We start from the raw sequence: 12,960 nt of genomic DNA on the forward strand, positions 1-12,960 counted from the left end.
GGTTGCACATTGTAGCAAGATTTACCTGCATTTTAACGTGCGGGAGGAGGATCTCACGTGGCAACTAAGAAGGCCGATGGCAAACTGCTCGCCCAGAATAAAAAGGCTTCACACGATTATTTCATTGAAGATACGTATGAATGCGGTCTTGTCCTGACCGGCACGGAGATCAAATCCTTACGGGCAGGTAAAGCCAACATTGGTGACAGCTTCTCGACCATTCGCAATGGCGAAGCATTTGTACACAATATGCATATCAGTCCTTTTGAACAGGGAAATCGCAGCAATCCAGAAGATCCTACACGGACGCGGAAGCTGTTGTTGAAGAAAGTGCAAATCGCCAAAATCCTCGGCCAAGCTAAGCAAGAAGGGTATACCGTTGTTCCATTGAAGGTATATATTCGGAATGGTTATGCGAAGCTGCTGATTGGGATTGGTAAAGGGAAGAAGCAATACGACAAGCGTGAATCTGCTGCGAAGAAAGATGCGCAACGCGATATTCAACGTGCTTTGCGTGAGAAGCAGAAGATTGCCAGATAGCTTGGACTTACTGGAAGGTAACACCTTGGCTTCCATGAACCTAGTGTTCACTTTGCTGAGGCATGTGGTATACTAGTACATGTAACGAAGAGATTTGATTTCGATTTCGAGTAACTTGGCTCTACAGCTTGTCCTTTTATCCTTCACCGTCTTTGGCGGTTACGAAGGCAATCCGGGGGTGTTCTTGGATTCGACGGGGATAGTTTGAGCGCGGGTTGCGGGTAGTGGGGCCGCGTCCACTATAAAACGCTAAAGCCTATTAAATGGCAAACAACAACAACCTTACGCTTTAGCAGCTTAATAACCTGTTAGCGTGCTTCTACTCAGCATCGCCCATGTGACTGGGATAGGGGCTCAACTATAGTGGGATACGACGTTTGGTCTCCGCCTGGGGTCGGACGTAGGAAGACAATCAGGCTGACCCAACGCATAGCCGGTTACGGGGCGATGCTCGGGTGACATCAAAACTGTGACTACACCCGTAGATGCCTGTGTGGCAATATTTTCGGACAGGGGTTCGACTCCCCTCACCTCCATACAAAGATGAAAGCACCCAATGAGGGTGCTTTTTTCTTTGTATGGGTGAGACTGGGGAGGAGAACCCCTTTAGGGTTCAGTCCGCGCGGACTGGAGCGTAGCGGAGGGAGCAAGGCATTGAAATGTACCGCTAGGGTTGTTATCTGTGAGTAAGCTTCGTTAGTAAGTTAGATGGACATTTCAATACTCCCCTCACCTCCATCAGAGAAACCCGCTAAGTTTGCGTTTTTTTGCTTTATAGGGATGTAATTGTAGACGGATTGTAGACATGAAGAAGAATTGCAAATTGCTTATATTTTGTAGACAAAATGTCTACAAAAATATACCACTTAAAGATCGCTTAGCAAGCAGTTGTATATATGTCATGAGTAGAATCGTTACCTTTGTAATTAACGATATGATAAGCTTTAGATTCTAAAAGCCTCTTGGCTTTTTTTGGCGTTATCAGTATTATAATATCTTTAAGAAAAAGAGTTCTGTCAATATCCTTATTTTGTAAGTGGGTATTATAATAAGGAGGTTATGATGAGTTATTAAATCAAAGAATGATTTTAATGTTCCATTGAAGAAACTGGGGTGTGTAACGTGAAGCAAATCGCTGAATTGCTCTCGTCAAATAAACAGTATAGAGCGGTTATTTATTTAAGGTCTGATGGGCGTTATGAAGTTAGGAGCTATAGATTTTACCCTGAAACCATTGATGACGATGGCGACGTTTGGGAGGAAGTGTGGGTAGACTTATCAGGTAAAACTCTTACTGACACAGAGGGGAATGCTTACAAATTGACAATAGAGGAACTAATACTAGTTTCAAAGGAAAATGTTCAAGATTAAAAACGAGGGCACGATTTTATGAACTAAGGGGAAGTTTTGTTGGCAATGACTAGCATGTTTTTTATTTTTGGCTTATTAGGAATACTTGCAGTTATTGTTATTGTTATGGGAATAAGGTTAAGGATTACTATTAATTTAAAAAATCTAAGTAAGCGTTCATTTTATGTTATTTCAATACTAAGTATATTGTCATTTCTCTATCAGATTACTTTCTTTTACATGTACCTTACGTTTCGCTTAGTAGGTTTGAAGAACTATGGGCAGATGTGTATTGGATAACTTGGTCTGTAAGCGGAATTGTTTTTGGGGTATCGGGAGTTGTAAGGGTTAGGTTTCCATGGTACATACCAATAGTTTCGATTTTAGCTATAATTTTCGGTTTCTGCTTGTTGGGATTATTAGCATTAGCTTTGTTCATAACATTCAATGTGAATAATAGTCAAAAGAGCAATTTTATTCATTGGGGTCAGAAATATAATTTTATAAGGGGTTGAATACAAGATGGATTTGAAGAAAATTAACTCTTTAACAAAGTACCCAAGTATACTTACATACCATCAATTGGGTGAGCGCGGTAAATTAAATGATGAGTTAACAGAGAGTAAGGGTTTCTCAGATTCGGATGATGGTTTTGTTTACGAGAAAGTTGATGGTGAAAACTCCAGACTTATTCTTTTTAAAAATAACTATGAAGAAGTTGATTATTTGATCGGCTCTAGAGAAGAGTTGTTGTATGCAAAAGGTGACAGAATTGGAAACCCTTATGGCAACATTGCAGAATTCCTTATGCCTCTAGCTGAAAAAATTATTGGCGATATTTTCACTAAAAGTGATTGGGCACTGACTGTAATATATCAGGAATCCTATGGAGGCAAAACTAAGGCTGCTAAAAACTATACAGAAAACAAGACACAAGGTTATCGAGTTTTTGATGTTTTTTCATTGGATAGAAGTGAATTAGAAAGACTTCTAGGATTGCCACAAGAAAAGATTGCTGAGTGGCGAGACCATGGTAACCAACCCTTCTATGATGAAAGTGAAAAGAAGCGGTTTATAGAATCTATGGACTTAGAGTTTGCTCCATTACTGGACACAATCAAAGGCGCTGAATTTCCAACCTCTTTAGAAAGTACTTTTTCATTATTAAAGACATTTGAAAACACAAAAGTAGGAATAGATGCAAGTGGAAAATCCGAAGGGATAATCGTTCGTACTTCTGATCGTAAACTTATTAGGAAAATTCGTTTTGAAGACTATGAAAGAACCTTTAGAAAATAAGTCTAATAAATTATCGTATACAATATCAGCGGCATTAAGGGGAGATTAATATGAAGTATCCAATTGGCACAAAGATGATCTGGGATTACGCAGATAGAAATGATATTTACGTGGTTGATAGTTATACTAACAAATTCGGAATTAGATACGCAGAAAGAAAAAACACTATATCAGAAGACCAATTACAGAATATTATTTTAGAAATTATTGAATAACATCAATTTTTATGAGGAGATATTTCTGCAGTTATGTTGAAAATAATGAAGTTATTCCATATAAGACCTTCGCTGTATTTGTCACAGTTATTAACGGAAATAATGTTTATATTACTAATTGTAGTTGGACTTAGTTTGGTTATTTGTTACAATGCAACGACTGTTACTATATTTTATACTTTCTACTATTCAATTTTATCTGAAGCAGTGCTGTTTATTTGCTTGTTTGTGCTATTTGTTTATATAAAAGTTAGAAGGATCAGAGTAGTTAAAGCAAAGATAAATTTGACTGATCTTGGGTACGCTCATTATGAAACGACTATTCTGAGATGGAAGATAGCAAATGTTTTGAATATACATTTGGATAATAAGATTGGATTAAAAGAACTGTTTAAGTTAAGAGAACTCCGAAGTAAAAAAGGGCAATACTTCATTTCTGAGGCAGCTGAAAGTATTTTAACTGCTTACGAGGAAATTAAATCTAATAACCGATATAGTGATGTACAGTATATTATTGGCGAGTCCCACCACGTAAAAAAGTTTATAGGTAGAATGAGCCAGAGTGGCATCGTTGTCTATAGATTGAATTCTGTGATGAACTTATTAATGAATTTTATACTAATGTGGGTTTACAATATCCGTGTATATAAAAAAAAATATCCGTCATTTAAGATTGGGTTCTCATACCGATTTGAAATACCTATCTCCTGGCTAGATGATCCCAAAAGCAAAGAAAAGTTGAAGAGATTTATAAGGAACAAACAAGTAATTACAAATTAATTAGAAAAGAGTGATGTTCCAATTTTGAAGGTATTATTTATGAATCCTGATGGAGACAACTTAGATTGCTGTGACATATAAGCCACGACGAACTGTGGATTTACTCAGTCACGGCTCACCTCCATAAAAATACATGAGACACCCTTCGGGGTGTCTTTTGTTTACATATAGGAATTTATATGTTTTGGGGTAAGCGAAGCTTACCCTTTTTATACTGGAAACGTAATGTGAGTCACATTAAATAATGCTAGAATAAGAAACGGCACACAATTATTTAGAAGAGTATTAAATTCGGAGCTTCAAATGGAGGATCGGATAACATGTCACGTACAGATGGTTTCAAACTAGAGGAGATTTTGAAGTTAACTCCAATGGAAGTTCCTTCATTTTTACATATAGCTATAGCTCTGGTGAAGTTGGTTCAACAGGTTCATCAGGGCAATAGGATCATTGGCAATTTGAATCCATCCTGTGTCCGAATTCAGGAGGATATGAATCTAGCTGTACTAGCAGAAAGTCGCGAGCTAGATTACGCGTATCTATCTCCCGAACAAGCAGGTAGGATGAATCGTGCGCCTGATGAGCGCAGCGATTTGTATGCGTTAGGAATGATATTTTACGAGATGCTGGCAGGGCGGTTGCCTTTTCAAGCACAGAGTAAGGAAGAGTGGGTACATGCCCATCTTGCAGTGGTACCCAATCCGCTAAGCGAGCTGCGTCCAGAGATGGCAGGTCCATTGGAAGATATCATTGAGAAGCTGTTGTCAAAATCGCCTGAGGAGCGCTATCAGAGTGCGTATGGCTTATTTTCCGATTTAAAATATTGCGCTCTGTCTTTGGAGCAAAAGGGAGAGATCGTCCCCTTCGAGATTGCACGTGCAGATGCGGCTAGTCAATTTCGGCTTCCGCGTGCTCTCTTCGGCCGTGAAACAGAAGCAGAAAAGCTGCGCGAAGCTTTCGAACAGACGCGTACCAGCGTTTCGGCGTTCGTGTTCGTTAGCGGCAAGGCAGGCAGCGGTAAAACCGCATTTATCCGAGAGCTTCAGCCATCGGTTATAAGAGTTGGCGGTCGGTTCATTACAGGCAAATGTGATCTCATGAATCGGGATATTCCTTTTGAACCGATCCTTCAAGCCCTTCGAAGATTGATTCGGCAAATCTGGAGTGCATCGCCCGAAAATGTAGCAAAGCTAAAGGTCCGATTAGCGGAATCTTTAAGCACGGGAGCAGGCGTTATTGCACAGCTTCTACCGGAAGCTGCAGCGCTTCTCGGGGACTTTCCTGCGGTGGAACCCATATCTCCTGCCGAAGCAGCGATTCGTTTTCAACGACTATTGCCTATTTTCATAAAATGTTTTGTCAGCAAGGACGATCCCCTCGTAATATTTTTGGATGATCTCCAATGGGCTGACCCAGCTACGCTGGATGTCCTCCGGGCGGTTTCACATGACCGAAACTTACATGGTTTGTTAGTAATAGGCGCGTTCCGGGAAAGTGAAGAGACCCTAGTTGCGGCTCCTCAATGGATCGAACAGGAGCTATCCCTGCACAAGGCAGACCCCCCCTACAGGTGCAGTATATTGCGCTCGAGCCTTTGTCTTATATCGATGTGAGGCAATTTGTCTCGCAAATTCTGAACGAAAATACGGCCCGTATCCGATTGCTTGCGGAGTCTATTTACCATAGAACAGGCGGCAATCCGCTTTACTTACACCGTCTTCTGGATAGTCTGTATCGCGAAAAAAGGCTGTATTTCGATAAGGAACAAGCCGCTTGGACATGGGAACTAGATATAGTTGCACAAATACCAGAAGATCCGGACATCCTCCAATTAATTGGGAGTCGTATTCGTATGCTGCCGAAGGAAACGATTCAACTGTTGACGATTGCGGCAGCCATCGGGCACCGATTCCGCCTTGCGACGATTGCTCTAGTAAGTGGCTACACGTTGCCCTATACACGTAAACTTTTAGCGTTAGCCGAGGAAGAAGCTTTAATTTGTCGGGAGAATGACACTGTTGACCAGGGGGATGTGGGGAATGGTTATTATGCTTTTTTACATGACCGTGTTCAGCAGGCCGCCTATCAAGCTATCCCCAAACAGGAACAAGCAGTTCTACATCTGAAGATCGGACGCGCGATGCGTAGTCAAGGCTTCGACCAGAGGGATGAATCGCTATTTGATTTAGTTTATCACTTGAATCTGGGACACCATGAGATGACAGATGGGATGGAAAAAAGAGAGCTGGCTGCCTATAATCTTCAGGCTGGATTGAAGTCAAAAGCATCCACGGCGTTTGCGGCAGCGCAGCATTTTCTAGAAACAGGCTTGCGTCTTGCCACGGGCGATGAGCTTGGAACGGAATCTCTTGCCTATCGGATCATGCTGGAGCTGCCTGAATGCGAGTATATGTGCGGGCGAATAGATCGCGCGGAAGAACTGTTAGATCAGTTGATGACCCTTACCGCCGACTTGGTCCAGCGTTCCCGCATTTACATGATTCGAATCGCTATGAATGCTTATTTAAAAAGAAATGGGATTGCCGTAGATATCGGACGGCAGGCTCTGGCGGAATTCGGGTGGAAGCTGCCAATGAAGCCCTCCAAAGCGGTCATCGTGAATGAAGTCGTTATGACACGAATCGCCCTGTATAGAATGCGTAAGGAGTTGCCGCACTTACCGCCCAGTCGTGATGCCCGTTATAAAGCTTTGTCGGATCTGGTCATGGCGATATCGGCTTCGGTATTTAGCATAAGTTTGGAACTGTATGCGGTACTGCTTTCAAGGTTTGTTCGCTATGGTTTGAAGCATGGAAATAATGAAGCTTTTACGGTGGTTCTTTGCATATACGGCAGCATTTTTGTTAAAAACCCCCAAGACTTTTTTCCAGGTAACAATGTCGGGTTCCGCCCTACGGAGACTTTTTATACCGAGACGGCTTATCTTCTTTCGGCTCCTTTTGAAGGCGGATCTTTACAATGCCATCTTCACTTGTATATGGGTCTCGTTAAGCAGTACCGTAATCCGATACAGGCAGTGGAGCATTTTGAGGAATCTATACGCTATGGACTGGAAACTGGTGAAATGACTTTCGTCGGTCATGCAATGCATACGCATATTACCACGCATATTGGTGATTTACACACGTTGTCTGAACGTATTTCTTATTATGAAGAAGTTTCACAGCTGCTTTTGGATAAAGATACGTTACAATTATTTCATATCGCGAGGCAATATATAAAGGAACTGGCTGGATCAGCAAGTAAAATGGACGAGATTTCAGTTCATGTGGAGGGTAATCCACGAAACCAAACACAGAACAACCAGGCTTTCTATACCTGTACCTGCAGAATCGAAATCGCCTATCTAAACGGAGAGTACCGTGAAGCCCTGAAATGGGCGGAGCTAGGCAGCAACTGCTCTTATCAGCAAGCTCCGCTGCAAATCGGCAAACAAGAGGTCTATAAGTCCTTAACGCGGGCTGCTCTGCATGCCGTGGCATCGCCTGAAGAGTGTAAAAGCATTCGACGTTTGCTTAATCAACAATTACGCTCTATGGCACGCGATACTGGTTTTTACGGACACGGGTCTTCCGCTTATCTGCTCATCACGGCCGAATGGCAGCGAATCTGCGGCAACCGGGCGGCTGCCATGCAAGGTTTCGAAGATGCGATTCGGGCAGCGCGAAGCGAGGGATACGGGATGATGGAAGCGATCGCCTGCGAACGGGCTTCCATTTACTTCAGAGAAGCGGGCATGACTACGGTGGCGGATACGCTCATGACGGATGCCTGTGCTGCTTATTGGAAATGGGGGGCTGCTGCCAAAGCAAGCAAGCTGAGAGAGACATACCCTGAGCTGCTGTTAGTAATGGCCCAAGGGCAACATAACAGGATGACAGTCGCTGAAGAAACAGGACAACGTGAATTTATACGGGACATGCCTCCCTTCACTGGTGATGAAAAGGAGCTCATTCGGCAAATTTCGAGCTGGTCGAGCATAGCGGATAACGAGGATGTGATACATCACTTCCTCGAATCGGCGCTTCGTTATTCGGGTGCAGAGAAGGGATATGTACTGTACAGCAAGGAGGAAGGTTTCACAATTGAAGCGCAAACAGGAAGGAATGAGGATACCCCAGAAGTTCCTTCCTATGCAGAAGCTATCGTTCGATATGTTGTTAACAGCGGCGACCCCGTCGTGCTTGCTAATGCTTCCTGCAGCTCTTATGCGGTAGATGCTTACATCCGTCGTTACCAGCCGTATTCGATTCTGTGTATGCCTATTCTTTTTCCGGAGAAATTGCAGCCGTCTGTCCTTTATTTGGAGAATAACTTGATCCCTGGTGTTTTTACGGAGGAAAGACTGGAAGTGCTGGATCTCATGATAACTCGAATGGTTTATCTGAAATCCCTCCATGATTCCCGCAAGCAAATTAGTGTGTCAAGTGATTCAAGCCGTAGTCTTATGGATGTATCGGCAAAAGCTTCACAGGCGCTTGTTGATCCGCTGACGAGCCGTGAAATGGAAATTTTGTACGCATTGTCAGACGGTTTATCCAATAAGGAAATCGCCTATCGTTTTGGGATAACGGAAGCTACGGTCAAAAGCCATGTTTTCCGTTTATACGGTAAGCTCGACGTGAAACGGCGTGGGCAGGCGATTGCAAAGGCAAGAGAACTGCAATTCATAGATTAATTGATATAGAAGATGTACGAAAAGCCCACAATAGGCGCCGAGAGGCGCCAGATTGTGGGCTTTTTCGACTTTTTTTTCTGAATTACAACTTTAGTTTGACTCTTTTTTCGTATTGACGAGCTATGCTGAGTCCCAGTGTAGGGAAGATTTGATCCGAATCGCCATACGTATTGTCACAAAGGAAGGAGAAGAACTTATGGATGCTCAAGGTATGCTTTCTGGCGAAACGCGAGTTCATGCGGAGATTATTTCCTACGCTAAAGATCCACCATTGGCCGTATCCTTGACGAACCGTGAAACGGAAATTTTGCATCTGCTTGCGGACGGGTTATCGAATATGGAAATTGCCAATCACTTCGGACTCGCGGAAGCAACGGTAAAAAGCCATCTCGTTCATTTGTATAAAAAGCTGGGGAGTAAAAGGCGTACGCAAGCCATTGCATGGGCAAGAGCATGCAAGTTATTAGATTAGGTAAAGGCAGACGGAATTGCTGTATCGCCCATTGTAATCAAACTAATAAATTTAGAGGTGTAAATGGTTATGAATTCATTTAAATCCGGACTTAGGTTGTGGTCAGGCAGATCCAAAAGTGTATTCTTGGTATTTCTACTCGCTATGATGATCATCCCTTTCATGGGTACAGGTAACGTGGCCCATGCAGCTTCGCCAACCTGGACATCATCACCATTGCGACCGTTAGATGTGAGTTCCTTGGCCAATGTAAATGGTACTTTGTATGCGGCAACGTATACCAGCGTATGGTCATACGACGGGACGACGTGGGCAATGATGCGAGACTTTCCTTATTCTATAAATTTCGTGGCCAATGTAGACGGCACGCTGTACGCAGTGACGAGTAGTTACAGCGACGCCGTATGGTCATACGACGGCGAGAACTGGACACAGTTAGTGGGCTTGCTGGGCAGTGTGAGTTCCTTGGTCAATGTAAACGGCATCCTGCATGCGGGGACGGAGGAAGGCGTGTATCAATTCGACGGTGCGACGTCGACGTGGGTGCAAATCAAGTCGGGCAATGTGAAGTCTTTGACCAATGTAGACGGTAAGCTGTATGTGGTGGTGTATGGCCCTTACCCTGTGGGTTACGTATGGTGGGTATATGATAACATGGTGTGGTCGTCGACGCCGACGACAGGTGCGCCGCTCTATCCACAAATGTGGGTCAGTGTAAACAACAAGCTGTATGTGGTGAATAATGATAATGGCAACAGCTTATGGTCATATGACGGCGCGAATTGGACGCAGATGGCAGACGCGCCGACGGGCTACAAAAGATTGAGCAATGTAAACGGAACCCTGTATGCGCTAATGTCGACCGGTAGCTATGATGTATGGTCATATGATGGTACGACGTGGACGAAGATGGCAGGCTCGCCGGGTAGCGTGCGTGCGTTGGTCAATGTAAACGGGACCTTGTATACAGCAGATTACAACGGCGTACGTTCATACAGAAACGGCACCTGGAGTAGTATCTTGCCAAGTAATATAAAGTCCTTGGCCAATGTAAACGGGATCCTGTATGCGGCGACAGCTTCCACTGACGTATGGTCATACGGCGGCACGGAGTGGACGCAGATGCCAAACTCGCCGGGCAGTGTGAATGCCATCGCTAATTTAAATAACAAGCTGTATGCCGCGACGGGTGGTCGTAGCGAAGGCGTATGGTCATACGACGGTACGACGTGGACGCAGATGGCAGGATCGCCGGGTCGTGCGTATTCCTTGCTCGACGTAAACGGCATGCTATATGCGGGTACGAGGGGCGCTGTATGGTCATACGACGGTACGACGTGGGCGCAGATGGACGACTCACCGTATGAAGTAAAGTCCTTGGTCAATGTAAACGGCACACTATATGCGGGTTCGAGCGATACCGTATGGTCATACAACGGTACATGGAGCGAGACGGAAGGCTCGCAGCCGAGTGAGGATGTGAATGCCATTGCCAATGTAGCTGGCACGTTATATGCGGGTACGAGTGACGGTGTATGGTTATACGACGGTACGACATGGACGCAGATGGAAGACTCGCCGAACGACGTGAACTCCTTGGTCAATGTAAACGGCACGCTATATGCAGGTACGATGGATAGCGGAAGCGAAGACGTATGGTCATACGACGGTACGACGTGGACGAAGTCGGCAGGCTCTCCGGGCAATTTGAATTCTTTGCTCTACGTAAACGGCACGCTGTATGCGGGGGGAACTTTGGGCGTGGAACATATATCGTTCTCACCCGAAGCTCCAACCGGAGTAGCTGCTGCGGCAGGCGATGGACAAGCCACCATAAGCTTTACGCCTCCTGCTAATGACGGTGGTTTCGCGATTACCGGCTACACGGTAACCGCTAATCCGGGAGGCTTCACGGCTACCGGAGCTACAAGTCCGATCACGATCACAGGGTTAACGAATGGAACTACCTATACGTTTACAGTGGCCGCGACGAACGCTGCCGGAACTAGTGCTGACTCCAGCGCAGCGAGTGTAACGCCGCAAGTTCCGATACCTGGAGCTCCGGTATTGCACTCGCCTGTTGCAGGCAATGGGCAAATAACGCTTACTTGGAATCCAGTAAACGGTTCGACAGGCTACAAAGTATTCCAAAGCGTGACCTCGGGAATCTATGGCAACGAAGTCACCGCAGTGAGCGGCTCCGTTTATAGCTATAGTGTGACTAGCTCGGTATACAGCAGCACGGTGACAGGCTTGACTAACGGCACATCGTATTATTTTGTCGTGAAGGCGGTCAACGCTGGAGGAGATAGTGCGGCTTCTAATCAAGTAAGCACAATGCCATCTAGCGGTGGTGGTATCGGTGGTGGCTCATCAACGCCAACTAATAATACTTCCTCCACAGATGGTAAACTAACATTATCCGCAGGTAGATCAGGTGAAGTCAGTTTGCAACAAGAGGTCACAGTTTCGATTCCAGCTAATGCGACAGATAAAGAACTGAAGATCACGATAGAAAAATTAGTGGGCACTCAAAATCTTTTAAATGATAAAGGTGTGCTAGCCAGCCCAATCTTCGAGATTCTAAAAAACTTCTCGGAGAACTTCAGTAAACCGATCACACTAACTTTTGCATTTGATAAGGCAAAATTGAGCGGCAACCAAACCGTAGCTGTATTCTATTTTGACGAATTGAAGAAAGTATGGGTAGAAGTTCCCGGCGGTAAGATCAACGGAAATCACATCTCCGTGGACGTCAATCACCTTACGAAATATGCCGTATTCACTGTAGGTGAAGGGGCAAAGGTGCCTACACCAGACACAAAACTAACGATTAACTTTAACGATATTTCCGGACACTGGGCTGAGATTAATATCAAGCAAGCGATAAGCAGCGGAATCGTCAGCGGGTATTCGGACGGCACGTTCATGCCAGAGCAATCCGTGACGCGCGCAGAATTTGCGGTTATGCTGATGAATGCGTTGAAGCCGCAAGGAGAAGGAGCGGCGCTTACTTTCACCGATAATACGAAGATCGGCGAATGGGCGCAGAAGGCGGTGGCGCAAGCCGTGCAAGCGGGAATTATTACAGGCTATGAGGACGGAACATTCCGTCCAGATGCACAGATTACACGCGCTGAGATGGCGGCGATGATTGCAAGTGCCTTGGGCCAATCTAATGTAGCAGCCGTGGAAACAAGTTTCTCGGATAACAAGGCCATTCCGGACTGGGCGAAAGGCGCAGTTGAGGCTATGAAGAAGCTGGGCATCATCGAAGGCAAGGGTGCGAACGAATTTGCTCCAGGCGGTAAAACGACAAGAGCAGAAGCTGTTACGGTTTTACTGAAAATGTTGGCACAGAAGGGGAAGTAAAAGAACCTTGGCAGTGAATTGTGAGTTTACCCATCCACAGCTCACCTCCATATAAAGATGAAAGCACCCAATGGGGGTGCTTTCATCTTTATATGGGTGAGACTGGGGAGGAGATTCCCTCAAGGGTTCAGTCTGCGCGGACCGGAGCGTAGAGGAGGGTGAATTTATGGAAGAAATTGTATTTTAACATAGATCACATGCTAGAACCCTGGTCCATACAAAACCATAATAGT

The 12,960-nt window shown here is 44.8% G+C and carries 9 protein-coding genes and 1 other RNA gene; all 10 read left to right on the forward strand.

Annotation, left to right across the window (positions count from 1 at the left end; genetic code table 11):
- The first annotated feature begins 57 nt into the window (after positions 1-57).
- Positions 58-540: an SsrA-binding protein SmpB gene (gene smpB, locus AC58PV_RS32510; RefSeq protein ID WP_028555549.1), complete on the forward strand. Its 483-nt coding sequence runs from the start codon at positions 58-60 to the stop codon at positions 538-540.
- Between the two features lie 174 nt (positions 541-714).
- Positions 715-1,079, forward strand: a transfer-messenger RNA (tmRNA) gene (ssrA, locus tag AC58PV_RS32515).
- 583 nt (positions 1,080-1,662) lie between these two features.
- Positions 1,663-1,911, forward strand: a complete 249-nt coding sequence (locus tag AC58PV_RS32520) for a hypothetical protein (RefSeq protein ID WP_497437132.1) — start codon at positions 1,663-1,665, stop codon at positions 1,909-1,911.
- A 501-nt stretch (positions 1,912-2,412) separates the two neighbouring features.
- Positions 2,413-3,189: an RNA ligase family protein gene (locus AC58PV_RS32525; protein ID WP_497437134.1), complete on the forward strand. Its 777-nt coding sequence runs from the start codon at positions 2,413-2,415 to the stop codon at positions 3,187-3,189.
- A 50-nt stretch (positions 3,190-3,239) separates the two neighbouring features.
- Positions 3,240-3,404: a hypothetical protein gene (locus AC58PV_RS32530; RefSeq protein WP_497437135.1), complete on the forward strand. Its 165-nt coding sequence runs from the start codon at positions 3,240-3,242 to the stop codon at positions 3,402-3,404.
- 33 nt (positions 3,405-3,437) lie between these two features.
- Positions 3,438-4,184, forward strand: a complete 747-nt coding sequence (locus AC58PV_RS32535) for a hypothetical protein (protein WP_497437136.1) — start codon at positions 3,438-3,440, stop codon at positions 4,182-4,184.
- A gap of 320 nt (positions 4,185-4,504) precedes the next feature.
- A complete protein-coding gene (locus tag AC58PV_RS32540) occupies positions 4,505-5,797 on the forward strand; it encodes an ATP-binding protein (protein WP_497437137.1) in 1,293 nt (430 codons plus the stop codon).
- A complete protein-coding gene (locus AC58PV_RS32545; protein WP_497437139.1) occupies positions 5,707-8,883 on the forward strand; it encodes a helix-turn-helix transcriptional regulator in 3,177 nt (1,058 codons plus the stop codon). The genes AC58PV_RS32540 and AC58PV_RS32545 overlap by 91 nt, the downstream gene beginning before the upstream one ends.
- Before the next feature lie 196 nt (positions 8,884-9,079).
- A complete protein-coding gene (locus AC58PV_RS32550) occupies positions 9,080-9,355 on the forward strand; it encodes a response regulator transcription factor (RefSeq protein ID WP_497437140.1) in 276 nt (91 codons plus the stop codon).
- A 69-nt stretch (positions 9,356-9,424) separates the two neighbouring features.
- The gene (locus AC58PV_RS32555; RefSeq protein WP_497437142.1) at positions 9,425-12,727 is read left to right on the forward strand and encodes an S-layer homology domain-containing protein; all 3,303 of its coding nucleotides are present in this window, start codon (positions 9,425-9,427) and stop codon (positions 12,725-12,727) included.
- Positions 12,728-12,960: the final 233 nt, after the last annotated feature.

It is taken from the genome of Paenibacillus sp. J22FR83, from assembly GCF_059691955.1.

Bases quoted from the DNA above. Each gene is read 5' to 3' on its own strand.
- AC58PV_RS32545 (WP_497437139.1), top strand. From the start codon at position 5,707: ATGGATCGAACAGGAGCTATCCCTGCACAAGGCAGACCCCCCCTACAG.
- AC58PV_RS32535 (WP_497437136.1), top strand. From the start codon at position 3,438: ATGTTGAAAATAATGAAGTTATTCCATATAAGACCTTCGCTGTATTTG.
- AC58PV_RS32540 (WP_497437137.1), top strand. From the start codon at position 4,505: ATGTCACGTACAGATGGTTTCAAACTAGAGGAGATTTTGAAGTTAACT.
- AC58PV_RS32525 (WP_497437134.1), top strand. From the start codon at position 2,413: ATGGATTTGAAGAAAATTAACTCTTTAACAAAGTACCCAAGTATACTT.
- AC58PV_RS32530 (WP_497437135.1), top strand. From the start codon at position 3,240: ATGAAGTATCCAATTGGCACAAAGATGATCTGGGATTACGCAGATAGA.
- AC58PV_RS32555 (WP_497437142.1), top strand. From the start codon at position 9,425: ATGAATTCATTTAAATCCGGACTTAGGTTGTGGTCAGGCAGATCCAAA.
- AC58PV_RS32550 (WP_497437140.1), top strand. From the start codon at position 9,080: ATGGATGCTCAAGGTATGCTTTCTGGCGAAACGCGAGTTCATGCGGAG.